At 75.6% G+C, this 25,534-nt stretch carries 19 protein-coding genes; 7 read left to right on the top strand and 12 right to left on the bottom strand.

The genetic code is table 11. From position 1 onward, the window contains the following. Positions 1-125 precede the first annotated feature (125 nt). The 4 genes from ABZ249_RS20240 to ABZ249_RS20225 all read right to left on the bottom strand — a co-directional run bounded on the left by ABZ249_RS20240 (position 126) and on the right by ABZ249_RS20225 (position 3,558). On the bottom strand, positions 126-560 hold the full coding sequence (locus ABZ249_RS20240; RefSeq protein WP_355265091.1) for a hypothetical protein: 435 nt from the start codon (positions 558-560) through the stop codon (positions 126-128). A gap of 136 nt (positions 561-696) precedes the next feature. Continuing rightward, the gene (locus ABZ249_RS20235) at positions 697-1,428 is read right to left on the bottom strand and encodes a class I SAM-dependent methyltransferase (protein WP_355265088.1); all 732 of its coding nucleotides are present in this window, start codon (positions 1,426-1,428) and stop codon (positions 697-699) included. A 366-nt stretch (positions 1,429-1,794) separates the two neighbouring features. Continuing rightward, positions 1,795-2,289 carry a hypothetical protein gene (locus ABZ249_RS20230; RefSeq protein ID WP_355265085.1) on the bottom strand — a complete coding sequence of 165 codons (495 nt, stop codon included), beginning with the start codon at positions 2,287-2,289 and terminating at the stop codon, positions 1,795-1,797. A 102-nt stretch (positions 2,290-2,391) separates the two neighbouring features. Further along, complete coding sequence (locus tag ABZ249_RS20225; RefSeq protein ID WP_355265082.1) at positions 2,392-3,558, bottom strand: hypothetical protein; 1,167 nt, start codon at positions 3,556-3,558, stop codon at positions 2,392-2,394. 106 nt (positions 3,559-3,664) lie between these two features. Between ABZ249_RS20225 and ABZ249_RS20220 the strand changes: the two genes are divergently transcribed. Further along, complete coding sequence (locus tag ABZ249_RS20220) at positions 3,665-4,084, top strand: YchJ family metal-binding protein (protein ID WP_355265079.1); 420 nt, start codon at positions 3,665-3,667, stop codon at positions 4,082-4,084. A gap of 4 nt (positions 4,085-4,088) precedes the next feature. Here ABZ249_RS20220 and ABZ249_RS20215 read toward each other — a convergent pair whose 3' ends face one another. Both ABZ249_RS20215 and ABZ249_RS20210 read right to left on the bottom strand, forming a co-directional pair. Then, positions 4,089-5,477 (bottom strand): hypothetical protein, encoded by a 1,389-nt coding sequence (locus tag ABZ249_RS20215; RefSeq protein ID WP_355265076.1) that lies wholly within the window; start codon positions 5,475-5,477, stop codon positions 4,089-4,091. 194 nt (positions 5,478-5,671) lie between these two features. Then, on the bottom strand, positions 5,672-7,759 hold the full coding sequence (locus ABZ249_RS20210) for an N-6 DNA methylase (RefSeq protein WP_355265073.1): 2,088 nt from the start codon (positions 7,757-7,759) through the stop codon (positions 5,672-5,674). 204 nt (positions 7,760-7,963) lie between these two features. On the opposite strand from ABZ249_RS20210, the gene ABZ249_RS20205 reads away from it, so the two are divergent. Together ABZ249_RS20205 and ABZ249_RS20200 are read left to right on the top strand one after the other, a co-directional pair. Continuing rightward, positions 7,964-8,587 carry a hypothetical protein gene (locus ABZ249_RS20205; protein ID WP_355265070.1) on the top strand — a complete coding sequence of 208 codons (624 nt, stop codon included), beginning with the start codon at positions 7,964-7,966 and terminating at the stop codon, positions 8,585-8,587. A gap of 164 nt (positions 8,588-8,751) precedes the next feature. Next, positions 8,752-10,797 carry a hypothetical protein gene (locus ABZ249_RS20200; RefSeq protein ID WP_355265067.1) on the top strand — a complete coding sequence of 682 codons (2,046 nt, stop codon included), beginning with the start codon at positions 8,752-8,754 and terminating at the stop codon, positions 10,795-10,797. Positions 10,798-11,211: 414 nt separating this feature from the next. On the opposite strand, the gene ABZ249_RS20195 is transcribed toward ABZ249_RS20200, so the two are convergent. Beyond that, on the bottom strand, positions 11,212-12,162 hold the full coding sequence (locus ABZ249_RS20195; RefSeq protein ID WP_355265064.1) for a hypothetical protein: 951 nt from the start codon (positions 12,160-12,162) through the stop codon (positions 11,212-11,214). A gap of 297 nt (positions 12,163-12,459) precedes the next feature. Here ABZ249_RS20195 and ABZ249_RS20190 point away from each other — a divergent pair, with 297 nt between their 5' ends. Continuing rightward, positions 12,460-13,056: a histidine phosphatase family protein gene (locus ABZ249_RS20190; RefSeq protein ID WP_355265061.1), complete on the top strand. Its 597-nt coding sequence runs from the start codon at positions 12,460-12,462 to the stop codon at positions 13,054-13,056. A gap of 617 nt (positions 13,057-13,673) precedes the next feature. Here the strand turns inward: ABZ249_RS20190 and ABZ249_RS20185 are convergent. After that, the gene (locus tag ABZ249_RS20185; protein ID WP_220560400.1) at positions 13,674-14,819 is read right to left on the bottom strand and encodes a hypothetical protein; all 1,146 of its coding nucleotides are present in this window, start codon (positions 14,817-14,819) and stop codon (positions 13,674-13,676) included. 154 nt (positions 14,820-14,973) lie between these two features. Then, positions 14,974-17,190, bottom strand: a complete 2,217-nt coding sequence (locus ABZ249_RS20180; protein WP_355265058.1) for a hypothetical protein — start codon at positions 17,188-17,190, stop codon at positions 14,974-14,976. A 333-nt stretch (positions 17,191-17,523) separates the two neighbouring features. On the opposite strand from ABZ249_RS20180, the gene ABZ249_RS20175 reads away from it, so the two are divergent. Next, the gene (locus tag ABZ249_RS20175; RefSeq protein ID WP_220565688.1) at positions 17,524-17,979 is read left to right on the top strand and encodes a GNAT family N-acetyltransferase; all 456 of its coding nucleotides are present in this window, start codon (positions 17,524-17,526) and stop codon (positions 17,977-17,979) included. Positions 17,980-18,014: 35 nt separating this feature from the next. Here the strand turns inward: ABZ249_RS20175 and ABZ249_RS20170 are convergent, their stop codons facing one another. Beyond that, positions 18,015-19,604 carry a hypothetical protein gene (locus tag ABZ249_RS20170; protein ID WP_355265054.1) on the bottom strand — a complete coding sequence of 530 codons (1,590 nt, stop codon included), beginning with the start codon at positions 19,602-19,604 and terminating at the stop codon, positions 18,015-18,017. A gap of 107 nt (positions 19,605-19,711) precedes the next feature. Beyond that, positions 19,712-20,881, bottom strand: coding sequence for a CapA family protein (locus ABZ249_RS20165; RefSeq protein WP_355265051.1), 1,170 nt, complete (start codon positions 20,879-20,881; stop codon positions 19,712-19,714). A gap of 278 nt (positions 20,882-21,159) precedes the next feature. Here ABZ249_RS20165 and ABZ249_RS20160 point away from each other — a divergent pair, with 278 nt between their 5' ends. Further along, on the top strand, positions 21,160-22,386 hold the full coding sequence (locus ABZ249_RS20160) for an FxsB family cyclophane-forming radical SAM/SPASM peptide maturase (protein WP_355265048.1): 1,227 nt from the start codon (positions 21,160-21,162) through the stop codon (positions 22,384-22,386). 87 nt (positions 22,387-22,473) lie between these two features. Here ABZ249_RS20160 and fxsT read toward each other — a convergent pair whose 3' ends face one another. Continuing rightward, positions 22,474-25,014: an FxSxx-COOH system tetratricopeptide repeat protein gene (gene fxsT / locus ABZ249_RS20155; RefSeq protein ID WP_355265045.1), complete on the bottom strand. Its 2,541-nt coding sequence runs from the start codon at positions 25,012-25,014 to the stop codon at positions 22,474-22,476. 247 nt (positions 25,015-25,261) lie between these two features. Here fxsT and ABZ249_RS20150 point away from each other — a divergent pair, with 247 nt between their 5' ends. Then, the gene (locus ABZ249_RS20150) at positions 25,262-25,432 is read left to right on the top strand and encodes an FXSXX-COOH protein (RefSeq protein WP_355265042.1); all 171 of its coding nucleotides are present in this window, start codon (positions 25,262-25,264) and stop codon (positions 25,430-25,432) included. Positions 25,433-25,534: the final 102 nt, after the last annotated feature.

Below are 25,534 nucleotides of genomic sequence, written 5' to 3'. Positions count from 1 at the left end.
CGCTTCCGCTCGGGGGTGGTCGGCCCCGATCATGGCAGAGGCGGCGGTCCCGTGGGGGACGCCCGTCCGGTTCCGGCCGTGCCCGGCGCGCGGGGGCGCGGGGGAGGGGCCGGGGCGCCGCGGCCTCACCGGGCGTGGAAGGCGGAGAGGTCGACGGCCGGGGCCGGGGCGAACTCCACACCGTGCTCGGGCGGGACCGGTTCGCCGGAGGCGGCGTCGGTGCAGTGGGCGTCGAACATCTGGGCCTCGTCGAGGGGGACGAGGGTGTGGTCGGCGGCCCGCCAGCCGCGGACGACCTTGACGGGGATCTCGGTCCCGTCCGGGAGGGTGTGGGAGATCCGCGGTGTGAAACTGCGCAGGATCACGGCGGCGCCGTGGCCGCCGGCCAGGACGGCGGAGAGCCGCTCCACCACCGGCGGGTGTTCGATGTCCCAGCCGCCGGTGTGCAGGACGACCGAGGTGGACGCCGGCCGGTCGGTGTGCACGGTGAGGATGTGGTGCCGGTCGGGAAGGTCCCTGAGCAGGGCGGACAACAGGATGCGGGCGCGTGAGGTCAGCATGCTCCGAGTATGTGCTCCCCGGGCCGCCCGGATCGGGTTGTCCACAGGCCGGATCCGCGCGGGGCCGCACGGGTTCCCATGGTCGGCGGGGTGCCCGGCCGGGCCCGCGGCGGGGCGCCGGCCGGTCCGGGGCCGGTCAGCCGGGCTTGCGCAGGACGGTGATGCGGTCGCGGTACTTGGCGACGGTGTACTGGCCGCGGTCGCCCCAGGAGTCGCGCTGCTCGACGACCTCCAGGCCGTGGTCGGCGGCCCAGCGGGCGAAGGACTCGGCGGAGACGTCGGAGCGGTTGCCGTCGTCGCGCCAGCGCCGCTGGCTGATCCAGCGCTGGGCGACGCGGCCCGCGCGCCCGGCGCGGCGGGTGGCCGGGGCCAGGCGCAGCGACCAGTCGGGCTTGCCCGCGTGGTGGACGACCGCGGTCGCGCCCGGCACCATGACCCGGGACATCTCGCGGAGGTAGCCGGTGACGACGTCCGGGTCCAGGTGGACGAAGACGTCGAAGGACCACACGAACGCGATGGAGGTGTCCGGGACGGGCGCCATGCCGCAGTCGGCGGTGTGGTGGACGCGCAGGCCGGGGTGGTCGGCGAACCGCTCCCGGCAGTGGTCGAGGCAGTTCTCGTTGACGTCCACGATCCACACGTGCGGGGAGCGCTCCAGCAGGTGCTCGGTCCAGCGGCCGTGGCCTGGGCCGATCTCCAGGGAGGGGCCCCGGGAGGCGCCCGGGACGAGCAGGGTGTCGATGAGTGAGGCCTTCCACTCCTCGTAGGGCTGGCCGCAGTAGGCGGCCATGAAGGACCACTCGTCGCCGTTCTTGTCCCAGGAATGCGTTTTGCCCCACGCCTTGCGATTCCATTCGACTGTCGGCATTTTCTCTGTTCCTCCTGTTCACGTGCCCCGTGGGAGTATTGGGAATTTCCCTCCGAAGCGGAGAATGTGCGTTCCGAATCCTACTCCCGGGTTGTCGGAGGAGTGTTTTCTCTTTTCTTTTCGGAGGTGCGGAGTGCTCCGTGCGGGGAGTGTGGTGCGCCCGGGGCGGCCCCAGGGATGCTGCCGTTCAGGGCGTCCCGGAAAATGGTGAAATGTAATGATCTACGCTATAAAGGTGGCGCATGAGTCGATGTGCACACCCGTGCGTTCATTCGATCCGATAACGGGCGGATCCCGTCCTGCGCCGCGCACGGCCCGGGCACGGCCCTGAAACGCGGTCTCCGGCCGGGCCGTGCCCCGCGGGGGTCAGGGGGTGCGCAGGCGGGCGGCGGTGGCGGGGTCGAGGTCGTCCAGCGCCGCGAGGGACGCGGCGTAGGCGGCGGCGCCCTCCGGGCCCAGGGCCTCGGCGTAGGCGTCCGCGGAGACGGCGGGGACCTCCTGGCCGTTGGCCTGGGCGGTCAGCAGCCAGCGGGCGACCTCGTCCGGGGCGAGCCCGGCCCTGGCGCAGGCGGCGGCGTGCAGCGGGACCAGGGCGGCGGCCTCCGCGGCCGGGGCGGCGGGGTCCGCCAGCAGCGGCACCGTGTGGTCGATCAGGACGATGGCGCGGCGGGCCAGGGATTCGGCCGCGGCCCACTCGCCCAGCCCGGACAGCGCCTCCACCTCGCCCACCACGTCGCGGACGGCCGCCGTGTACTCCTCGGCGCGGTCGGGGACGGCTGCGGGGTCGGCCAGCAGGGCCAGGGGGTCGGGGCCGGGGAGGAGTTCGTCGGGCAGGTCGGGGGTGTCCGGGAAGGAGGCCATGGGGCCAGTGTCCCGCGTCCGGCCGCCGGACGGCGCCGACGGGAGGCGCGCCGTGCCCGCACAGCGAACCGGGGCCCGGACCGAACGATGCGGTGGGACCTCTCAGGGGGCCGCCGCCGGTTCCCCGCCCGGAGTCCGCAGACGGGCCAGGAGGAAGGCGGCCCCGGCCAGGACCGTGGCCGCCCCCGAGCACACCATGAGGGCGCGGGCCCCGTCGGCGCCCGCGGCGGCTCCCAGCAGGTGGCCGGTGAGCAGGCACGCGGTGAGCGTCCAGCGGAACGCCGCCCAGGCGCGGCCGTGTTCGGCCGGGGCGACCCGGGTCCAGATCGCTGTCGCCAGTGCCGTGTTGAACACCCCGTTGGCCAGCCCGCCGACGGCGAACGCGGCCAGGGCCGCCCAGGGCAGGGGCGCCAGCGCGGGCAGGGCGATGGCCGCGCCCATGGCCATGGCGGACACCGGCATCGCGGCCCGGCGGCGGGCCCGTCCGCCCGCCAGGGCGGCGCCCGCCGCCACCCCCGCCGACCAGGCGGCCAGGGCCAGTCCGTAGCCGCCCGGGCCCATGCCGGTGAACCCGGTGAGGACGAACACGCCCGCGACCGCCTCGACGGAGGTGCCCAGCAGCACCCCGACCGTGCACAGGGCCCCGGTCGCGCCGAACACCGCCGGAGAGACCAGGCGGCGGAACCCCAGCAGGGCCGAGGCCCGGCCTGCGGGGGCCGCGCGTGCGATCACCGCGCCGCGGGCCACCGCCGCCGCGCACACCGCCAGGACCAGCAGCGCGCACCCGGCGACGACGAGCAGGGTCCCCCGGCTGCCCGCCGCGAACGACACCCCTCCCAGCGCCGTGCCGACCACCGCCGCGGCCCCGGTGGCGGCGGTGTGGGCGCGGGCCGCCCGCTCCTCGCGCCCCCGGCACAGCGCGCCCAGGAGTTTGCTCCCCACCGGGCCGAGCAGGGCGGTGATGCTCCCGTTGAGGGCGACCCCGGCGACCAGGTGCCACGGGGTGTGCAGGTGGGCCAGGGCGATGAGCACCGCCGCCTGCACGGCCAGGGCCGCGGGCCACCACCACGCGCGCAGGTGCCGGTCGGCGACCACCCCGCCGACCAGGCCCAGGAGCATCTCGGGGACGGCCGAGGCGAGCAGGATCGCGGCGAGCAGCGCGCTGGATCCGGTCTCCGCCGCGTGCAGGGCGAAGGCGATGTCGGCGAACCGGTCGCCGACGGAGGCGACGAAGAGTCCGGCGACGAGCAGGAGGGCGCGGCCTCCCATGGGGCACCGTCCGGTTCCTCGGGGGCGGGACCCGGCGACCCTAACGGCGGCGGGGCCCGCGGGGCGAGCGGATTTCCCGGCGCCCGCGGGGCGCCACAATGGGAGGATGTCGCAGCGCAGAACACCCACAGGTACCCGCCGCCCCCTGGACACCGACGCCTGCCCCTGCGGGGGCGGGGAGTACGGCTCCTGCTGCGGCCCGGCCCACCGCGGGGACCGGGCGGCCGCCACCGCCGAGGCGCTCATGCGTTCGCGCTACAGCGCGTTCGCCGTCGGGGACCGCGCCTACCTGGAGCGCACCTGGCACCCCGACACCCGGCCGGCCCGGGTGGAGGCCGGTCCGGGCACCGAGTGGACCGGGCTGGAGATCCTGGAGACCGGCGGCGGCACCCCCTTCCACACCGACGGCACGGTGCGGTTCCGCGCCCGCTACCGGGAGGGCGGCCGGACCGGGGAGATGGTGGAGCACAGCCGCTTCACACGCCTGGGCGGAGCGTGGGTCTACGTGGACGCGCTGCCCGCCTGAGCGGTCATCCCGGGCGGCGCAGGGCCCGGGCCAGGAAGGCGGCGGTGCGGGACCGGGCGGCCCGCTCGGGGTCGGGGTGGAGGCGGCCCAGCGCCTCCAGGACCTGCACGGTGTCGGGGTGGTCGGTGCGGCGCAGCCGGTCGACGTCGTCCAGGATCAGGGATTCCAGCCCGCCGGTGGCCGGGGAGGCGAGGAAGTCCGCCAGGCCGTCCTCCCCGGCGGACAGCGCGGCGGCGAGCATGTCCACGACCACCCACGGGCCGCGGCCCGCCATGATCCGGTCGATCTCGTCCTGGCGCAGCATCCGCGAGCCCAGCAGCACGATCGCCGCCAGGTGCGCCAGGGCCGGGCGGTCGCAGGTCAGCAGGGCGCGCAGCTGCGGGCCCAGGTGCGAGCTGGTCAGCTCCAGGACCGCGGCGCCCTCCCAGCGGCGCGGCTCCGCGCCGGGCCGGTCGACGGCCTCGCAGATCTCCCGCAGGGCGCGCGCCGGGGTGCGCGCGGCCAGCCAGGAGTCGATCGCGATGATCCGCCCGTCGGGGGAGAAGGACTGCAGCGAGTCGAGGAACGCGCCGGCCTCCACCCGGCCGACGTCGTCGACGAGCGGTGCGGGGACCCCCACCGACAGCAGGATCTGGCGTACCCCGTAGCGGCCCAGCGGGGTGAGCCGCACCAGGCACGGGCCGCCGCCCGGGCGGCGGTGGTCGAGGTGGACGGCCCCGGTCTCGGCCAGCTGGCACAGCATGTGCAGGAGCAGGTCGGGCAGGCGGCGGCGGATCCGCGCCGTCACCGGCACCGCTCCGGGGGCGGCCAGCAGCGCGGCGATCAGGTCGGTGAGGGGGACGCGGGAGCGGTCGGGCGCCTCGTACAGGGAGCGCAGTACCGGGGGGAGCAGGTCGGGGCCGGTGGTGCCGGGCTCGGTGGTGGTCAGGTCGCCGCGGGCGCCCTCGACGGCGGCCTCGAACATGTCGGTCCACCACAGCAGGATCTGTCTGGGGTCGCGGGCCCGCTCCTCCAGGTCGGGGGCGGGGCGGGCCTGTCCCGCGGCGAGTTCGACCATGCCCAGCCGGACCGCCTCCCACCAGGGCAGGGCGAAGGCGGGGGCGGGCGGGTCGGACGCCCGGTCGCCGTCCGGCCCGGGGGTTCCGCCCGGCGGGGGATCGGCGGGCCGCAGGGAGAGGGTGCGCACGGCCTCGCGGATCAGCGGGGTGTCGGGGAACCCGCGCGCGGTGACCGGGACGGTGGGCCCCGTCCAGCGGGCCAGGGCCAGGGCGTTGGCGTACAGGGGGCAGTGCGAGGCGGCGAAGGCCAGCTGTGTGCGGGGGTGCAGGCGCACCGGGCGGGCCGAGACCCGGGGCGGGTCCGGCGGGGGCGGGCGGTGAGAGGGCGTGTCCACTCCCGGATTCTCCTTACGAGGAGGGAACCGACGTCACCTTCTCTATCGCCCCGGGGCCGGGTCTCGGGCGGTTTTCCGTGACATCGGTCCGGAAAACCCGGCCGGCGGGGGCGGCGAACCGCGCGTTCGGTGGGAAAAGGGGCAGGTCGGCCGGTCCCGCCGGGGGCGGCCGGCCCGCCCCGTCCCGGCCGGGGTCAGTGGGCGGGCGGGGCCGGGGCCCAGCGGCCCGCGATCAGGTCCACGCTGCGGTCGGCCAGGTCCTGGCCCAGGGCGTCCAGTTCGTGCAGGGCGTCGCGGAACCGCGCCACCTGCCGGAACATCTCCCCGTGGCGGCGCTGCTCCTCCACCGGAAGGACCGGGAGGCGCGTGCGTGCCGGGTCCACGCGCAGGCTGCCGCGCGTACTGCTGCCGACCCGGGCGATGGTGCGGCTCTCGGCGGTGCTGGTGACGAACCCGGCCAGGAACCACGGGTCGACCGCGCCCGGGTTGGTGCGCACCACGTACAGGCCCGGCCCCGGGTAGGCGCCCGCGTCGGCCGCGGTGGCGACCCGGGCCACCGGGCGGGCGGCCACCGCGGGGATGAGCACGTCGCCCTCCTGGACCGGGGGGTTGCGCATGGGGTCGGCGTCGACCTCCTCGGTGCCCGAGGCGGGGCGGCCCCGGGCGACGTCCTCGCCGGAGATCACCCGGGCGGTGGTCCGGGCGTCCCCGGTCCGGTGGTCCCGGTCGGTGCGGCGGGCGGCGGGGCGTCGGATCGTCACGGACCCGGCCTTGGCCAGCTCCGCCAGGGTGACCACCCGGGTGGGCTCGGCGCCGGACTCCTCCCCGGGGGGCCGGGGCACCAGCGTGCGCAGGGCGCGCAGCGCGGACTCCACGCGGCGGCGGTCGCGGGCGAACGTCTCCAGGTCGACGGCGGCGCCGCGGGGGACGGGCAGGCGCGGGCGCGGGGTGAGGTCGACGTCCTCGTCCAGCAGGTCCACCACGTCCACGCCGCGGGCGACGCCGGGTTCCGCGACCGCGTCGGGGTCGGCGAGGAAGGCCCGCCACAGCCGGTCGACGCGGTCGACGACGGAGGCCTCGTCGGCGGGGGCGCCCGGGTCGTGGGGGGAGGTGTCGGCGAGCAGGACCGGCCCGGGGGCCCGCCCGGGTTCGGGGCGGCGCAGCACCCACAGCTGCAGGGGGACGGCGTAGTGGGCGGCCAGGCCCGGAGGCAGGGAGATGACGGCCCGGAACACGCCCGCGCGCAGCAGTTCGCGGCGGATGCGGCGCCCGGAGGGGCGGGCGGCGGCGCCGGGCGGCATTACCATCACGACGGAGCCGCCGGGGCGGGCCAGGGCCAGGCAGTGCTGGGCCCAGGCCAGGTCCGATTCCAGGCGCGGCGGGATCCCGTACACCCAGCGTTCGTCCTCGACGAGGTCCTCGGTGCCCCAGTTGCGTTCGCCGAAGGGCGGCGCGCACAGGACGGTGCCGGCGCCGCCGACGGGAGGTGCCGGGGAGCGCAGGGCGTCGCCGACCACCAGGTGCAGGCGGTGGTCCAGCAGGCCGGCGAACCCGGCGCGCAGGGCGGCCAGCCGGGCGGAGGGGGCGTCCCGGTCCTGTCCGTGCAGGGGGGAGTGCCCGGCCCGGCCCGCGGCGAGCAGGAGTTCGCCGCGTCCGCACGCGGGGTCGGCGACGGCGCCGTCGCCGGCCGCGGGTCCGGCGAGGCGGACCATGAGGTCGGCCAGGGCGGGCGGCAGGGTGTGGGAGCCGGAGGGGGCGCGCTGGTCCAGGTGGGCCAGCAGGCGTTCGAAGGCCGTGGCGGGGCTGCTGCCGCGGGCGGCGCGCACGGCGGCGTCGGCCAGGACGGGCAGCTGGGCCCGGGGCGGCGAGTCGGGCCCGACCAGGTGCTCCAGGCCCGCGTCGGCCAGGGACGCGGCGAACCCGGTGCGGGCGGCGTCGAACAGGGCGTCGGGGTCGGCGGCCCCGGCGGCGGGCGTGCCGTGGCGGTGCAGGTGCAGCAGCAGGATCCCGACCCAGGCCAGGGCGGACTCGGCGGGCATGGACGAGCGCAGGGAGTCCACCGCCTGCCACAGGCGCTGGTCGGGGTCGATGCTGGGGGCGCCGCGGTGGGCGGACAGCCAGCGTTCCACGGCGGCGAGGTCGAAGCGGGGGCTGCGGTCGGTGCCGCCGACCGGGCGCGGGAAGTCGTCGTGGCGCCGCCGCCAGTTGCTGACCGCTGTGGGTTTGACCCCGGCGATCCTGGCGATGTCGGCGGAGGTCACCTCCACGTCACCGGTGTCCATGAGGTGTCCCATCCACGCTGGCGAACGAACAGGGCACGAGTGTACACATGCGGTTCCGAACACCGGTCCGGGCACAGCCGAAAAGGTGGTTGGCCGGATTCACATCCGGTGCTCCGGGCGGGGGCGGGGACGGCGGCGGAGGCGTCGGTCCCGATTCGGACGAACACCCCGCACGGCGGCCCCGCGCGGTCTAGCTTCGTTTCCATGGCCGATGACACGATCGGGGCGTCCTACCCCGCAACGGTCCCCGCAGCCCTGGCGGAGACCCTGGAGAAACTCGATCTGCGCGAGGGGCTGCTCCGGGAGCTGCAGTGCTACCCGGAGGAGGCCGGCACCATCCTGGTGGAGACCGCCGAGCACCTGCTGCACGAGGGGGAGCGGGAGCAGGGGCTGCGGTTGCTGGAGGCCCTGCGCGACCACCCGCCGGCCCCCGAGGACGCCCAGTACGCCCTCATCGAGATCGCCCGCGACCTGCGCGAGCAGGGTCGGGGGACGGAGTCGGAGCGGATGGTGGAGGACCTGCTGCGCACCGGAGGGCTGCAGCCGGGCCCGGCCGGGCTGCTGGCCGACCTGTTCGAGGGCGACGGGGACCCGGTCCGGGCGCTGCACTGCTACAACATCGCGGCCCGGGAGCTGCTGGCCCACCCGGACGAGTCCCTGGCGGGGGCGAGCGTGTACGACATCGGCCCCCTGGTGGGGCGGGCCCGGCTGCGCGGCGAGGCCGGGCTGGAGCCGGACGGCCACGACCTGGTGGCGCTGGAGGCGGCCGGAAGGTTCTGGAGCGAGCGCCAGGGGGAGGCGTGGCCGCCCCCCGGACCGGGGGCCTGACGGCGCGGCCCCGGCCGCGGCGGCCCGCCCCGGCCGGGCCGATCGTGTGCCCGGAGCGGCCGCCCGACGGACCCCGGCGCCGCCCCACGGCGCCCGCCCGTGGCCTACGATGCTGTCCCTGAGGGTGCGTGCGGGCGCCCGGAGGTTTCTCTTTGGAGGGGTCCGTGGCCGTCGCACCGGGTTCGGGTGAGGGGCTCGTCCGCGTCGTCCCCGGGTCGCCGCTGGACGCCGCGCTGCCGATGGAGGGCGGGCGGGGCCGCCTGGCGGTGCGCGACGGCGTCGAGGGCGTCCTGCACTGCGCCCTGGTGATGGAGGACGTGCGGCTCACCGCCTCCGAACGCGTCGGCCTGGGCTGGCTGCTGCGCGAGCACCAGGAGTTCACGGCCTCCTCCTTCGTGCCCGGGGACGGTGCCGGGTTCGCGGAGCTGTGCGCCGGGCTGCGCGAGGGCGGCCCCGGCTGCGGGGTGGTCCTGGGCCTGCCCGGCGAGGGCCGCACCGCCACCGCGGTGGCCGCCCTGTCCCGGGCCGGGCTGGTGGTGCGGCCGCTGATGGCCGACACCGACGAGGACGACCCCTTCCAGGGGGTGTGGCCCGAGGAGGGGCGCGGCTACCTGGTGGACGTGTCCGGGGCCGGGCCGCTGCCGGACGCGTTCCTGCGCGCGCTGGGCGGCTTCGCCGGAGTCGCCGCCCACGGCGGGGCGGCCCTGGTGGTGGTCGCAGAGCCCGGGCAGTGGGACGCCGCCCCCGTCCCGGGGGCCGTGCACCTGCGGGTCCGGCCGCCCGAACGGCGGGAGGTGCTGGCCGCGCACCTGGGGTGCCTGCTGGGCGACCGCCACCGGGCGGCGCGCTGGGCGCGCGAGCTCGACGGGCGCGGGATGCTGCGCGGCGCGACCCCGGGGGAGGCGGCCGCCCTGGCCAGGAGCGCGCACGCCGTGCTCACCGGCCGCGAGCGCGGGGCGGGCGAACAGGAGCAGATCGCCCTGATCCGCGAACGGCACCGGGGCAGCGGCGAGGTCGCCGCCTGGTTCGCCGGCGCCACCGGCCCCGACGGGGTGTGGAGCCGGGTGGTGGTCGCGGCGCTGGCCGTCCTGGAGGGGGAGCCGGTCGAGGCCGCCCTGGCGGGCGCCCGTGGCCTGGCCGGGGAACTGGGGGTGGAGCCCCGGGAGACCGACGGCATCGCCGGGGCCGGCGTCGGGCCGACCCTGGAGCGCGTGGGGGCCCGGCGCACCGCCGCCGGAGAGGTGCTCTTCGAGCGGGAGGACCGCGCCGACGGGGTGCTGGAGCACCTGTGGGCCGAGCACCCGGGCGTGCGGTCGGCCCTGGTGCGGTGGGCGGCCGCCGAGGCGGTGCGCCGCGGCGGGGAGACCGCGCACCGGATCGGGGCCCGGCTGTTCTCGCTGTTCGACCGGTGCGACGCCCCGGCCGCGCTGGTGGGCCTGTTCGACGCCTGGGTGGGCGAGCCGGACCTGGTGGACGCGGTGGTGGCGCTGTCCTCGGCGGCCCTGGTGCACCCCCGGTTCGCGCGGGCGCTGCGCGAGCGCCTGTACGAGGAGGCCCGGGCGCCCGCATCGGTGGTCACGGCCCGCGTGGTGGCGCGGGTGTGCGCCGAGTACGGCAAGGCCGACCCGGTGGGCGCGCTGACCCGGCTGAAGTGGCTGGTGGAGGTGGACGAGGACGCCGAGGCCGCGCTGGGGGAGCTGGCCCGCCACGAGGGCCTGCACCCGGCTCTGGTGCGGGCGGCGCTGGAGTGGATCGGCGGCGCGCTGCCCTGGAACACCCAGGCGACCTCGCCGGTGCGGGCCGACGCCGGGGTGCGCCTGCTGGAGGGCCTGATGGCGGCCGAGGCCGATGGTGTGCCGGTGCTGCTGGCCCGGCACCTGCGCGAACCCGGCGAGGAGGGGGAGCGGCTGCTGGGCCCGGCCTGGTACGCGCTGCTGGAGTTCGGGGCGCACGAGCGGGTGCGCGGCGCCCTGAGGCCGTGGCTGCGGGCGGCGCTGGCCGACGCCGCCGGGTTCGACGAGGTGGTGTACACGCTGGGGTGCGCGGTGGCCGGGCTGGCCGGCGCGGAACCGGACGCGGTGGCGCGCCGGTCGGCACGCCTGGACCGGGCGCTGTCCGAGGCGTGCGCACGGGAGGGGCTGGAGCCGACCGAGGGCGAGCGGCTGCGGGAGGCCCTGGGGCTGGCCCCGGCCCGGGACCGTACCGCCTGACCCCCGTTCTGGCGCGGGGTCGCGGCACCTGCCCTCCGCCCCGGGCCAGGGCCGTGCGGCCTGACCCCTGCCCCCAGCTGGAGCCGCGGCGCCTGACTCCCGACCAGAACTGGAACCGCGGCGCCTGGCTCCCGCCCCGGGCCGGGACCGCAGCGCCTGGCTCCCGCCCTGGCCCGGGACCACGCCGCCTGACTCCTGCCCTGGCGCGGGGCCGTACCGTCTGATCTCCTCCCCGGCGCGGAGCCGAGGCGGGACCGGGCCCAAGGGCGGGGCGGTGCCCGGCGCGGCCGCCGACGGCGTTCCGGCTCGGGGCCGTGCCTTCTGCGGCCCGTACGGCGGCCCCCGGTCGCCGCGCCCGGGCGGCACGGGGCGTGGCGAGGCCCTGCGCCCGGGGGCGCGGCCGGCCCGTACGGGTCAGTCGGGCAGCAGGGCCCCGGCGGCGGGCGGGGTCGGGTCGGCCCACGGCAGCGGGGCCTCGGCGGCGACCTCGCGCATGCGCCGGTAGGCCGCGTCGTCGGAGGGGCGCGGCGCCCCGTCCTCGGCCAGCAGGTGGGTCAGCGGCGGGGCCGTACCGCCGTCGTCCAGGACCACCGTCTTCTGCCGGGCGCCGTCGCGCAGGGTCAGCCGCACCTCGGTGACGTTGTCCGCGCTGCGCAGGTGGAACAGCCCGGCCAGGTCCACCCGGCGGGCCAGGATCTGCTCGGTCAGCGGGGCGGGCAGGTGGCGCTGCCCCGACGGCGGGGTCAGGACGTGCCGGAAGGTCCCCATCGGCCGGGGGTCCTCCAGGTTGAACAGGTCCGCGCCGCGGGTGACCTCCACGACCTCCACCTTCACGGCGTGGGCGCCCTCCAGGAACCTGCGGTAGGCGGCCGAGTCCGACAGCGGGGCGCAGCGCAGCGACAGGCGCCCGCCCAGCCGGGCGTCCACGCACCGCTTGAGGTGGTCCAGCAGGATGGTCCCGGCGCCGCGGCCCTGGTGGCGCTCGGTCATCGCCAGGGCGTGCGCGCCGCCCCGGGGCACCACCAGCAGGGCGCGCAGGTGGGTGGTGGCGGCCTCCTGCGCCCCGTAGTGGTAGGGGTCCCGGTCCTCGGCGACGCTGCGGATGGTGCCCGGGGTGCCGAACCTGCCGTAGTCCAGCCGGATCTCGATCTCGCGGTCGCCGGTCCGGCGGTGGTCGCCCACCGACAGGTGGGAGCGGCGCTCGGGGTCGGTCACCGGTCTCTCCTGCAGTTCGCGCACGGCGCCGTGGAGGAGGTCGAGCAGGTCGGTCCCCTCGTCGTCGAGGCGGTCCACCGGAGGGTGGTCGTCCGGGCGTCCGGGCGGGGCCGCCCACAGCCGGTAAGCAGCGAAACCGTGAGTGGCCACGCATGTCCTTCACGTCGTCGGTCCGGGTGCGCGGCCCGGGCGGGCGGCGCGGAACACCAGGGTAATGGGGGTGCGGCGGTGGTGCGCCGAGTGCCGCGGCCGGGGACGCGGCCGGAGGCCGGCCGGGGCGTCCGTGTCACCGTGCGCCCCCGTGGACGCGGCACGGCGGGCCCGCCTCCCGGACGAACGCGGTGCGCGGGGCGGGGACGCGTGCCCGGGGTGCTCGGTGGACCGTTGCGCCGGTGTCGAAGGGGAACGGGCGGAGTGCCGAGGGCGGGGCGGGGCACAACACCGACCATGGGTGTATTGGTACTGGTCAGGCACGGACAGACCGAGTGGAGCAAGGGGCATCGGCATACCGGCCTCACGGATGTTCCACTGACGCGGGAGGGGGAGCGGCAGGCCGAGGCGCTGCGGCCGCTGCTGGCGGACCGCGGGATCGGGCGGGTGATCACCAGCCCGCTGAGCCGGGCGGCGCGCACCGCCGAACTCGCCGGTCTGACCGTGACGCGGACCGATCCCGACCTGCGGGAGTGGGACTACGGCGGATACGAGGGGGTGACCACCGAGGAGATCCGCCGGGAACGGCCCGGCTGGTACCTGTGGCGTGACGGGGTGGTCCCGGGCGATACCGGGCACCCCGGCGAGCAGGTGGAGGAGGTGGCGGCGCGGGTCGACCGGGTGCTGGCCCCGCTGGCCGCGGAGGTGGGGGACCCGGGGGTGGCGGACACGGCACTGGTGGCGCACGGCCACGTACTGCGGGTGCTCACGGCGCGGTGGCTGGGGCTGGAGGGCCGGGAGGGGGCGCTGTTCCGGCTGGGGACCGGGGCGGTGTGCACGCTGGACCGGGAACACGGTCGGCCGGTGATCTCCTCCTGGAACCTGGTGCCGTGACGGCCCGGGGCCGGGGATCGGGGACGTGCGGAGGGGCGCGCCCGGGGACCGGAGCGGGGGAGGGACGGATCTCCCACCGACGGTCAGGACCGGACGGACTGGGCGCCGGGGGTGGCCGTTGGCCTGGCGCCGCGTTCCCCGGTGAAGGGGTGGTCCTGTCAGGGGTGAGCAGGGGAAACTCGGGGCTCGACGGACCGGAATCGACGCCCGCCTCGTGGCGGGGTCGGTCGTTTCTTTTGACGTGAGGTCTATGCCACCGGTTCCTCAGGGGCCACATGAGGCCACTCTGGAACCTTTTGCCTCAACCCGTGCGAGACGGGGACGGCCGGGCCTCCTCATGAACAGGGGACATGGAGGAGACCCGACCGCCGAAGCCCCTTCTCCAGATGAGAGGGGCGGTATCCGCCGGTGGTTCCCCGGGGGCCGGGGGAGGCCGGGAACACGCGGCGAAGGCATGCGGACACGCAGGGTGCACCGCCGGTGGCAGGGTCTTCCATGAACGGAGGTCACGGAGGACCCCGCCACCTCGGCCCGCCGTCCGCGCGGGGGCTGCCGGAGGGCGGGCCGACGGTGGCGGCGGCACCGGAGGTGCGGGGTGCCGCCGCTAGGGGAAGGGTCTAGGCGGCGTTCTCGCGGTCGAGCGCCGCGCCCGGTCTGAGGCCGAAGGGCACGCCGAAGCCGGTGAGCCGGCCCGTGCGCTCCAGGCGGTCGAAGATCTCCTGGGTGACGTCGTGGTCGGGGGCCGACCGGGGCGGCCACCCGAAGTGCTCGGCCACGGTGGACCAGCTCGGTCCGTGCCCGTGGTCGGAGCGGTACCGGGCCACCCAGTCGACCACCTCGGCCGCGCGCCCGCCCAGCAGCGCGTCGGCGCGCTCGGACACCGGGGTGTCCAGCGGCGTCGTCGCCGGGGAGGTCCGCGGCGGGGTCGGCGGCGGCGGGGCCAGGGGTGCCAGCCAGGCGGTGGTCTCGCCCAGCTCCGCCTCGATGACCGCGCCGTCGTCGCGGACCGACACGATCCACTCGATGCGCTCCAGCCACTCCAGCAGCTCGGTGAGCTCGTCGGGGCCCGACAGCGCGCACGCCACGGTGACCTCCACCCGGGGGACCCGGATGCGGCCGCCGGGCAGGGCGCGCGACGCCAGGTAGGCGCCGGTCAGACGGAGCCGGTTGGGCTTCTTGCGCATCTTCTTGTGCCCCATCGCCCGGCCCACCCAGCCCGAGGCGCGCGAACGCACGCCCTGGCCGATGTTCCAGGGATTGCCCTGGAGGTCGGGCAGGTCGCACAGCGCCGGGTCGGAGGGGTGGGACTCGATCACCCGCTCGGGGGTGGTGACCAGCCAGCCCGAGGCGATCAGGTCGCCGAGCGAGGCGCGCGGGTCCTCCAGGCGCAGGATCCGCATGTCCTGTCCGAGCAGGTAGACCGCTCCGCGGATCGCCCCCCGCAGGGCGCAGACCAGGGCGAGGTAGCGGCTGTCGGGGTCGCCGCCCACCTGCTTGGCGGCGACGTAGGCCCATACCTCCCGCAGGAACTCCATCTTGTGCAGGGTGATGGGCAGGTCCCGGTTGGGGTGCGGGGTCGGCGGGGGCGGCCCCTCCCGGCGCCTGGGCGGCTTGGGCGGCCAACCCGGAGGGTTGACCACACCCTGCTCGTGGCAGCGGACGCACTCCATCGCCGCGGCCAGGTCCGGATTGGGCCTGTGGAACCGTGGTCGCCGGACCTGACCGGCGGGGGCCGTCCCCGGGGTCCCGTTGTGCTGCGTCATGGCAAGGAGACTAGCGGTACCGGTCCCGCGGGGAGCGGTTGTCGGAGGGAATCCCGGGGGCGACCCGTAATCCGAATAACCCTCTCGCGGAGCCGCGGGATCCGGTATGGGGCGCCGCGGGGCGCCGGTCGCGGTGGTGGCGCGCGGGGCCGGGTCACGGGGAGGCGCCCTCCCCCTGCGGACACCACCCCCGGTAGGGGCAGGTCCGGCAGGCCGGTCCGGGCACGGGGGCGTAAACCCGGTCGCGGTGCCAGGGGGCGACCAGCGCGCGGACGGTGCGCTCGGCGGCCGCCAGGACCTGCGGCGAGGCCGGGTCCATGGTGTCGACGCGGGCGCCGTCGGGGCCGAGGACCTCCACCTCCACCGCCGGTTCGGGGCCGGCGGCGATCACCCCGGAGGCGAAGAACAGCACCCCCAGGGCGGCGCGCGGGTCCTGCGCGAAGAGCGCGGGGCCGGTCGCCCCGGGCGGTCCCTCCTCGGAGATCAGGACGCTGCGGTGGACCCAGGAGCCGCGCCGGTGGTGCAGGACGTCGGTGCGGTACACCACCAGCACGTCGGCCTCGGTGTCGTCGGCGGTCAGGGTGGGCCCGGAACGCACGTGGTCGCCCGCGGGCAGGTCGCGCAGCGGGCACACGGGGATGTGCGCGGCGAGCAGGGCGGCGGCCCGCCGGGCCCGCGCGCCGAACAGCCGCCGTCCGGCGCACGCCCACCGCGCGGGGTCCACCGGCAGGTCGGCGGGCTCGCAGGCCCGTCGCGGCAGCCGTTCGTGCGCCCGCTCCAACCAGGCCCGCACCGCCCCCGCCACCACCCCGTCCCCGGGCCCGCCCGGCGGCGGGCCGCCGCCGGACCCACCGCCCGCGCCTGGACGCTCGGCCCCCGCGGCCCGAGAGGGAACGCGCTCCCCGGGCTCCCCGCCACCGGCCCGCCCCGGGACCGCCGGCGCCACGTCCTCGCCATGCGGGGCGGGCACACCGTGCGGGAGGTCCTCGGCGCGCAGGGCGGAAACGTTGCGCGGAACGGCCTCATCGCGCTGGCCGGGTACGCCGCATGGGGCGGGTATGCCGCGCGGTGCGACCTCCTCGTGTGGGGCGGGCGTGCCGCGCTGGATGTCCTCGTCGTGCGGGGCGGGGGCTCCGTATGGGACGGGTGTACCGCGGGGTGCGTCCTCGCTGCGTGGGGTGGTCTCGCTGTGCGGGGCGGGCACCCCGCGTGGGGCGGGTTCGCTGTGAGGGACGGCTATGCCGCGAAGGGCGGGAACCGCACCCTCGGGCACGGGGCCGGCTTCCCGCGCGCCCGGGCGGTGGGCGGGGCTTCCGGACGGGCCGGTTGCTCCGGGCATGCCGGACGCGGCGGCGGCACGGGGGGCGGGCCCGGCGCCTCCTGGTGCGGGCGGCGGCGCCGGTGGCCGGAGGCCGGTGGGGGCTGAGGGAAGGCCCAGGGCGCGGAAGTGGGCGCGGGCCGGGCAGAGGGCGTGCTCGCGGGTGGTGGCCGGGGACCAGGAGCGGCGTTCGCCGCCCGGTCCCAGGCCCAGCAGCCCCGGGGCGCGGGGCAGGCGGCCGCAGCCGCTGCGGACGGCGCAGGCCAGGCAGTCCGCCCCCGGGGCGCGGGCCCCGCCGACCAGGGCGGAGCGCAGCCCCTCGCGGCCCCGGGCGACGAACAGCGCCTCGGCGTCGGCGGCGGTGCCGTCGAACCGGACCTCCGTGGCGCCGTCCAGGCACGACACGCGGATCACCCGCACCCGCTCCGGCGGGTCGTCGCGGCGGCGCATCGGGTACGGGGCGCCGCCGTGGAAGCGCTCCGGGGCCGCGGCGTAGGCCTCCCGGTCGACCGGTGCCCCCGTGGCCAGCACGTACGCGGCGACCGCGAGCCCCGCGTCGGCGGGCGCCCGGCGCAGTCGGCCCGGCACCGGCACCCACAGTTCGCGGACCGCGCCGAGGGTGTAGCAGCGGCCGGTGGCGCGCACCTCGTACGGGCGGCGGTGCCGGGCCCCGCGTTCGGGCATGTACTGGCGCACCCGGAAGTCGGGGACGGGGGTGCGCCCGGCGGTCGCCGCCAGGTGGGTGCGGGCGGCGTGGCGCACCCACCGGCGCACCCCCTCGTGCACGGGCGGCACCCGCTCGCCCAGCACGGTGACCGGCGGACGCCCCGGCGGCGGATGGGCGCAGGCCCGCTCCAGCGACCAGCCCCGGTGCTCGACCAGGTCCAGGACGGCGTGCAGGACGGCCGCGGGCACCTCCCGCGGCCGGTGGCGGGCTGGGCCCAGGGAGAGGTCCGCCCGCACCCGGCGGTGCGCCGGGCAGCCGCCGAGGGGGAGGACGGCGGTGTCGCTGAGGAGGCGGACGACGGGAGGGTGACCGGTGTCGGTGGTCATGTGCGGCACCTTCCGGAGGGCTTCTCCCCAAAGGGTGGCACGGACGGCGGGATCGTGCCGGGGGCCTGTGGACAACCCTTCCGGCCGCTGCGGCCGGGGGTTCCGCGCGGCCCGTCCCCGAACGCGCTCCGTGACGGCCGCGGCCCGGCGCCGGGCTCGGATCCGCTGTTCGGAGGGGGCGGCACGGCCGATCCGAGGAGGGGATGAACCCACGTAAAAAGTCACTCACGGTGACGTTTTCGGCGCCTTGGGAGGCGCGGCGAACCCACACGCCGCCCCCTCCGATCATGTTGAATGTCGACCATGATCGTGCGTCGAGTACTTCCCGATGAGATGAGCGCCGTCAGCGAGCTGCGGGTGATCGCCTATACGGCCGACGGACTGTTGGATGTCAACCCGGTCTACGTCGAGACGCTGCGGCTGCTGGGCACCGACGGTGAGGGCGAGGTCCTGGTCGCCGAGGACGGCGGTCGCCTGCTGGGGACGATCATGTTCGAGCCCTGGTCCCCGCGCAGCGAGATCGCCCGGGGCGCGGACGAGGCGGAGGTGCGCGCGTTCGCGGTCGCGCCCCAGGCCCGGGGCCGGGGGGTGGGCCGCGCCCTGGTCAACGCGCTGGTGGAGCGGGCCCGCGAGGAGGGCGTCTCCCGGCTGCTGCTGTCCACCCAGCCGCAGATGCTCTCGGCCCAGTACGTCTACCGGGCGCGCGGGTTCGTCCGGGTGCCCGAGCGCGACTGGTCCCCGCTGCCCGACGTCACGCTGCTCACCTACGAGCTGGTGATCAAGGACTGAGGGCGGGGCCGGGCCGCCCGCCCGCGGCCCGGCGGTCAGCCCGCGCGGACCCGGCGGGCCGCCCGGGCCAGGTCCAGCCCCAGCTCCCCGTCGGCCAGGCGGTCCAGGACGCCGTCGGCGGCCGGATGCCCGGACGCGCGCACCGAGCGGACGAACCGGGTGGCGTGCGGGGCCAGCCGCTCCCGATCGCCGGCGGGCAGCGGGAGCCCCGCCTCGGCGAGCGCGGCGTAGTCGTCCAGCAGGGCCCACGCGGTGACCGGCGAGGTCGGCGGTTCGGGGGTGCCCGGCCGCAGCCGCCGCACCCACCCGCCGAGCACCGGGTGGTTCAGGTGGGCGCGCAGGGCGACCTCCGGGTCCGCGCCGCGCTCGGCCAGCAGCGCGAAGACCTTCCTGCGCCGGTGCCAGGCCCGGGGCTCGGTGCAGGCCTGGAGCAGTTCCCCGGCGACGGCGCCGATGTCGCGGTCCCGGGCCCACCGGTCCAACAGCCCGTCGGTGTCCACCGGGCGGCCCTCCTCCAGCAGGGCCAGCACCTCGCGGACGCCCATGTCGGAGATGGCGCGGGTCACCCGCACGGCGGCGCCCGCGCGCTGCAGCTGGCGCACCATGAAGTGGTCGCCCAGCCGCGCGATGCGGAACCGCCCGCCGGCGCGGTGCACCGCGTCCAGCTCGGCCAGTACCTCCAGGGCCGCGCGCACCCGCTCGGGACCGGCCCCGCCCCGCCCGCGGTAGGCGGCGGCCACCTCGGCGGCGGTGCGCTCGCGGCCCGACAGGAACAGGTCGGTGAGCGCCAGCAGAGCGGCGGTGCCGTGCTCGGCGGCCATCGCGGGCAGTGCGTCGGCCCAGGCGTCGGCGACCGCCCCGGGCACCCCCGAGGACCAGGCGTAGGCGGCGCGCCCGGTGAGCACCCGGGTGTAGGTGGTGCGCAGCAGCCGGGCGGCGCGGGCCACGCAGAACAGGTGGTCGACGTCGGCCGGCGTCGTCTCCAGGTGGGCGGCGGCCGCCAGTACGTCCTCGGCGCACAGGGCGTCGCGGCCCCCGGGGTCGGGGCGCAGCACCCTGCCCCGGTCGACCCACACGGTCAGGCGGGCGGCGTCGGCCAGGGTGCGGCAGCGGCGGGCGGCGTCGTCCAGGTCCCCGGGCTCCGCGGGGGTGACCGGGCGCGGCGGCGCCTCCTCGAACCGGTCCGCCAGCACCGGTGCGGCCGCCGGGACGGCGGCGGGGGCGGCGTCGGAGCACGGGTCCAGGTCGGCCTCCTCGACGGCGGCCCGCAGCCGCCGCGGGCTCTCGTCGGAGAGCAGGCCGCCCTGGTCGACCAGGTGGTCGCACCAGGTCAGCCAGGTCGAGCGCAGCACCTCGGCGCCCCCGCCCGACCCGTCGGCGCCGCGCAGGCCGTCGAGGGGCAGGGCCCCGGCGCGCACCGCGCGCGCCACCTCCCGGACGTCGTCGACGCACCAGTCCCCGGGCTCGGGCGCCCCGAGGTCCCGGTGGGCGGTGAGCAGCAGGGCCAGGGCGCCGGGGTCCGGGGCGGGTCCGGTGTCGGCGTCCTCCGCCCAGTCGAGGCAGGCCCGCACCGCGGAGGCGACGCCCTGGGTCATCGCCCCCTCACCGAAAGTGGTGGTACTCACGGCTTCAGACTAGCCGTGCGCGGAACCCGCGGGGCCGGGAACCCCGAAAACGCACCAGGTCCGGGCACCGGTCACCCGCACAGGGCGCGTGGACCCGGGGCCCGCGCTCACCCCGCCATGGAGAAGCCCGGGTCGCCGCTCACCCCCAGGCCGTCGACGTACCCGGTGATCCGCTCCACCGCCGCCCGGTACACCTCCCGTTCGTGCCCGGGCAGGTCGGGCGAGGCCAGCTCGTCGGCCAGGTCCACCACGCGCAGCGGCTCCAGGGCGACCCAGGTCGGCCGCATCTCCAGCGCGGACGACTCCCAGACCCCGGGCTCCACCTCGGTGAACTCCACCCGGGCCAGCACGCCTTCGCGGCGCGAGTCGATGGGCGGGGACGACTGCCCGGCGACCTGGTTGCCCAGCCCGTAGACCACCCATTCGCCGCCGATCCGCTCCGCCGACTGCACCACGTGCGCGTGGTGGCCCAGGATCAGGTCGATGTCGGGGGAGGCGATCAGGTCGGACAGTCCCAGCTGGAACCCGTCGGCCTCGTGCGCGTACTCGGTGCCCCAGTGCATCGACAGCACCACGATCTGCGCGCCCAGCTCCCGGGCCAGCGCCGCCTCGGCGCGGATGGCCTCCTCGTCGATGAGGTCGGCCATCCACTCCTTGCCCTCCGGCGGCAGGAACCCGTTGAAGCCGTAGGTGTAGGACAGGTGCGCGACCGGTACCGGGTCGCCCCCGTCGGCGGGTTCGACCCGATAGATCCGCGGATCCCGCGACTCCTGCTCGGTGCGGGCGCTGCCCGCCGCGCCCAGCCCGGCCGCCTCCAGGGCGTCCAGGGTGCGGACCACTCCGGCCTCGCCGTTGTCCAGGGTGTGGTTGGAGGCGGTCGAGCAGCCGTCGTAACCGGAGTCGGCGAGCCCCTGGGCGACCTGCGGGGGTGCGCTGAACACGGGGTATCCGCTGAAGGGCCCCTCCTCCGGGGCCAGGGGCACCTCCAGGTGGCACAGGGCCAGGTCGGCGCCCTCCAGGGCGGGGAAGATGCCGGAGAAGAGCGGGGCGAAGTCGAACTCGCCGCCCCCGTCCTGCCGGGCCTGCTCCCAGACCGAGGCGTGCACCAGTACGTCGCCGCCGCCGATCACGCTCAGGGTGCGGGGGACGTGCGCGGTGGGGGAGGGGCCCGGCGGGGCCGCGCCGGCGGTGTTCTCCACCCGGGGGGCGGAGCAGGCGGTCGGGGCCAGGGTCGCCGCGGTCAGCAGGGACAGGATGCGCAGGCCGGTCCGGGTCATCGTCCCACGGTAGGAACGAAGTGGGTGATAAGGGTGGTCAGCGGTGTCATCGGTGGCAAAGGGATAAAACGCCTTTTAACGTGATGAAACCGTTCCAAGGAAGCAGAAAGGCGAACGCTCTCCTTTCATGTCCCCTCCGGTGTAGGGATGCGGGCGAGGACGGATCATCCGATGGCACCGTCCGAGAGCAAGGTTTGACCCCGCTCGCATATGAGCACATAGGAATGGGAATCGGTCCCGTTCCCCCTTTAGTGTGCTTTCGCCCCAGGAGGACACTCGTGACCGACGACCCCGTCACGACAGCCCGTCCCCACCAGGAGGAATGGCCCGCCGGGCTGGACGTGCAGGACCTGCTCGCCCAGGGATGGCGCCCCACACCCTTCCTCCAGTTCATCCTCAAGGTCCACAGCCGCTGCAACCTCGCCTGCGACTACTGCTACATGTACGAGATGGCAGACCAGGGGTGGCGCCGCCAACCCCGGCGGATGGCCCGGCCGATCGTCGACAGGGTCGCCGAACGCATCGCCGAGCACGCCCGCGCCTACGGCCGCTCCCGGGTGGACGTCATCCTCCACGGCGGCGAACCCCTGCTGGCCGGGGTGGACCACCTCCGCTACGTCGCCGACGCCCTGCACAAGACCTGCGACCCCGACGTGCACGTGTCCCTGCGCCTGCAGACCAACGGCGTCCTCATCGACGACGCCTTCCTCGACCTGTTCGAGGAGGAGGGGATCCGTGTCGGCGTCAGCATCGACGGCGCCGAGGAGGACCACGACCGCCACCGCCGACGCGCCAACGGACGCGGTACCCATGCCGAGGTCAGGGCAGGGCTGGAGCGCCTCAACGGTCGCCGCCTGCTCTCCGGGCTGCTCGCCACCGTCGACCTGGAGTCCGACCCCGTCACGACCTACGAGGCACTGCTGGAGTTCGACCCGCCCGGTGTCGACTTCCTGCTGCCCCACGGCACCTGGGACGCGCCGCCCCCGGGGCTGACGGGGGAGGGCACCCCCTACGGCGACTGGCTGGTCGCCGTCTTCGACCGCTGGTACGGGGCACCCGTGCGGGAGACCGACATCCGCCTGTTCACCGAGATCATCCGACTCGTCCTGGGCTCCCACTCGCGCACGGAGACCATCGGCCTGTCCCCGGCCGCCATGGCGGTGATCGAGACCGATGGGTCGATCGAACAGGTCGACACCCTCAAGGCCGTGGCCGAGGGGGCTGCCGCCACCTCCTTCCACACCCTCACCCACAGCTTCGCCGAAGCCCTGTACTCACCGGGCATCGTCGCCCGGCAGATCGGCCTGCGCGCCCTGAGCGCCACCTGCACGGCCTGTCCCCTGGTCCGGGTGTGCGGCGGGGGCCTGTACACGCACCGCTACCGGAGCGGCAGCGGCTTCCGCAACCCGTCCGTGTACTGCGCGGACCTGGCACGCCTGATCACCCATGTCCACCGCGCCGTGGCCGCCGACGTGGCCCGCATCCGGGAAGAGGAGGCGGTCTGATCCGCCCCCTTCCCCAAGGGTGCGGCTCCCCACGGGGGTGCGGACCGGGCCGGTCGTGCGTTCCGGAACACACGACCGGCCCCGGTATCAGATCGGGATGGGGTCGAAGTCGAAGTGCAGCCGCCGTCCGTTGAGGAAGGCCTGGGTGAACTGGTGCTCGCGACCGTGGACCCGGACGAACAGCGGCTCGACCTGCTCGCGCAGCGCCTCCGCCTGCTCCGCCTCGTCCTCGGCCCGCAGATCCAGGGAGAGGTTGGCGGCGCAGTTGAGGGTCAGCGGGTGCTCCTCGCCGAGCAGCGCGCGAAGCCGTCGCAGGGTGCCTCTTCCCAGGAGGGCCGCGTTCTTGGAGTCCCCGAGTTCGGCCAGGTCGCCGGCCAGGTTCAGGGCGACGCCCAGGGAGAAGTGGTGGTCGCGGCCCAATTTGGCCTCCAGGCCCGCCAGGGACTTCTCGTTGAGCTGCCGGGCGCGTTCGGGGTCTCCCAGCATTCTGTACAGGAGGGCGACGTTGCTGGTGCAGCCGTGGTTGTAGGGGTGGGCGGCACCGTAGACGCTGTCGTAGCGCTGGTCGGTGTCCTCTGCCAGCTGCAGGGCCTCGCTCAGCGCCCCGGACATGCGCCAGGTGTTGGCCAGGCACATCGCCGCGGCCAGCGTGTGCGGATGGTCCAGGTTGTACAGCCGCAGGTGCCGGGAATGGCCGTCCTGGGCCAGGTCCAGGGCATGGTCCACGTCCCCCTGCAACCGAAGGGAGGTGGCCAGGTCGATCTGGACCCGGAGCGTACGCGGATGATCGGCGCCGAGCTGTTCGCGCCCGTAGGCCAGGGCGTCCTCTCCCAGGTCGCAGGCCTCGGTGTAGTTCCCCAGGAGCCGCATGACGATGGACAGGCCCGTGAGGTAGGCCAGCAGGATCGGTGACCCGGGCGTCCGTGTCTGCCGGTTGTGCAGCAGGTAGACGCGCTCACTGAGCTCCCTGGCCTTCTCGAACTCACTGGTGAGCGTGTAATCGATGGACAGGTTGTGCATGGCGCGCAGAGTCGCGGGATCCGTGGGGCCCAGGGCCTCCTTGTGGAGTTCCAGGGTCTGTTCGGCATGGGTCCGCGCTTGGTGGAAGTCCCCCGCCGCCTGCATGTCGGCGCCCAGACCCGAGAGTGCCATCAGGGTCAGGGGGTGGCTGCGTCCCAGGTGCTCCTCCGCCCGCTCCAACAGCGACCGGTTCAGGTCGTAGGCCTCCTGGTAGCGGCCCGACTCGCGCAGCCGGTTGCCGTACTTGATCTGAGCCTCCAGCACCTCCGGGATGTTCGGGCCGGAGTCCGCCGTCCAGCGGTCGATGAAGCCGCTCGCGTAGCGTTCGACCATCGAGTAGTTCCCCGAGGCGTACAGGAAGTCCAGGATGCCCAGAGCGAACTGGCGGACGTCGGCGAAGGTGCTCTCGGCGACGTTCGAAGGGTTCAGGTGCGGGATGAGCTCGAGGTAACGCGCACGGGAGGTCTGGTCGACCAGGTTGGGAGGGGCCGCAGCCGCCAGGAGGACCCAGACCTCCTCGCGGATGGGACGCCGCTGCTCCTCGCTCAGCTCCGCTCGCACCAGGGCCTGGATCAGCCGGTGCACCTGGATGGTGCGGTTGGCGTTGTCCAGCCGGATCAGGGCGTAGCGGGCCAGGTGGCCGATGGCGCGGCTCAGCCGGATGGGATTGTTCAGCAGCTCCGTCATCACCGGGCGGATCCGCTCGTCCTCCATCGGGAAGAAGATGTCCCGGGGAATGGGGTCGGGACCGAAGAACGAGCAGCATCGGAGCAGTTCCGTGGCCTCGGGCAGGTTCTCCTGGAGCTTGCTCACCGACAGCTGCCAGGCGGCGGTCATGGGCGCCGGGTACTCGGACGGCTTGCCCTCGCGCAGCAGGGAGGCCGGCTGGTCGGCGAGCAGCCTCAGGTACTCGGCGTTGGACATGCCCGTTTCCGCACGCAGGGCGCCGGCCTGTTCCAGGGCCAGTGGGAGGTGCCCCAGCGCCTCCGAGAGCTCCTCGGCCTCCTTGCGGCTGATGCCGCGCGGGATGCGCTTCTTGAGGAACTCCACACTCTCGGACTCGGGGAAGACGTCGACGGAAACGGTCTCGGCGATCGCCTCCCAGCGATGGTTGCGGGAGGTGATGAGCACATGCCCGTTTTCCCCGCCCTCGGGGATGACGTTGTGCAGGTCCTCGGGCTCATCCGCGTTGTCGTAGATCAGGAGCCACCTGCTGTGCGGTTCCCCCCGGCGGAGTGCGTCCAGGACGTTCTCTGAAGCCTCCTCGATGCCGGAGGAGTTCGCTCCGGGCAGGCCCAGGTAGGGGGCCAGGTGCGCGAGGGATGAGCGCACCAGGCCCGGCTGGTCGGCGTTGATCCACCACACCACGTCGTATTCGTGCCGGTAGAGATGGGCGTACTCCACCGCCATGAGGGTCTTGCCGACACCGCCGTAGCCGTGGAGCGCGTGCGGAACGACGGCGGTGATCTGGTTCATCAGCCCCGACCTGAGCTGTTCGAGCTGCCGGGTTCGTCCGGTGAAGTTCTTGCTGCGTGATGGCACCCCGCCCCAGACCTCGGGAAGGCGTTCGGAGGTCCGGTTGCTCTTCGGCTTGTGCACATCGGTCACTCGGTTATCCTCCGGATTCACATATGTCACACCGGAAACTTCTCTTCTGATTCCGGTTCGGGGGCAGATTGCGGTTCGGGGCTTCCGATTCCCGGTGTATTAATGAAGACAGGTGGACTTCAGGGTAGGACATCGACCAGTGGAAGGACAGTGGGGAGAGGGCTGGAAAGTTCACGGGAGGCGCGCGACAATGGTCTGTGAAAGTCGTCGAACATCGCACTTGCCCAGGTGCGGGGAAGAGTGGACGGTGAGAATCCAGGAACCGGTCGGGTGTCTTCCCGAGCTCCCCATCTCGGGATGGACCTTGCACGACGTGGACGCCTTCGGCGAGACCGCCATCGCAGCCGCGCTGCGGACGATCCTCGATCCTGAAGGAGCGGACGGCGAAGCCGTGGCCGCCTTCGAGAACGACAAGTAGGGGAGGGGGACCGCGCTCCGGCGCGGTGCCGGGGCGGCGGTGTCCACGAGGCTTCCGGGACCGGCGCCTCTGCTCAGGGGCGGCGGATTCCGTGCGGGAGCC

Origin of the sequence: Nocardiopsis sp. NPDC006139 (assembly GCF_040614155.1) — a bacterium.
GTDB lineage: Bacteria > Actinomycetota > Actinomycetes > Streptosporangiales > Streptosporangiaceae > Nocardiopsis > Nocardiopsis changdeensis.
Note: the sequence above shows the minus strand (reverse complement) of the source record. Positions and strands in the feature narration are given on the sequence as shown.

Bases quoted from the DNA above. Each gene is read 5' to 3' on its own strand.
- ABZ249_RS20230 (WP_355265085.1), bottom strand. From the start codon at position 2,289: ATGGCCTCCTTCCCGGACACCCCCGACCTGCCCGACGAACTCCTCCCC.
- ABZ249_RS20210 (WP_355265073.1), bottom strand. From the start codon at position 7,759: ATGGACACCGGTGACGTGGAGGTGACCTCCGCCGACATCGCCAGGATC.
- ABZ249_RS20185 (WP_220560400.1), bottom strand. From the start codon at position 14,819: ATGACGCAGCACAACGGGACCCCGGGGACGGCCCCCGCCGGTCAGGTC.
- ABZ249_RS20225 (WP_355265082.1), bottom strand. From the start codon at position 3,558: ATGGGAGGCCGCGCCCTCCTGCTCGTCGCCGGACTCTTCGTCGCCTCC.
- ABZ249_RS20165 (WP_355265051.1), bottom strand. From the start codon at position 20,881: ATGACCCGGACCGGCCTGCGCATCCTGTCCCTGCTGACCGCGGCGACC.
- ABZ249_RS20205 (WP_355265070.1), top strand. From the start codon at position 7,964: ATGGCCGATGACACGATCGGGGCGTCCTACCCCGCAACGGTCCCCGCA.
- ABZ249_RS20190 (WP_355265061.1), top strand. From the start codon at position 12,460: ATGGGTGTATTGGTACTGGTCAGGCACGGACAGACCGAGTGGAGCAAG.
- ABZ249_RS20180 (WP_355265058.1), bottom strand. From the start codon at position 17,190: ATGACCACCGACACCGGTCACCCTCCCGTCGTCCGCCTCCTCAGCGAC.
- ABZ249_RS20235 (WP_355265088.1), bottom strand. From the start codon at position 1,428: ATGCCGACAGTCGAATGGAATCGCAAGGCGTGGGGCAAAACGCATTCC.
- ABZ249_RS20175 (WP_220565688.1), top strand. From the start codon at position 17,524: ATGAGCGCCGTCAGCGAGCTGCGGGTGATCGCCTATACGGCCGACGGA.
- ABZ249_RS20220 (WP_355265079.1), top strand. From the start codon at position 3,665: ATGTCGCAGCGCAGAACACCCACAGGTACCCGCCGCCCCCTGGACACC.
- ABZ249_RS20240 (WP_355265091.1), bottom strand. From the start codon at position 560: ATGCTGACCTCACGCGCCCGCATCCTGTTGTCCGCCCTGCTCAGGGAC.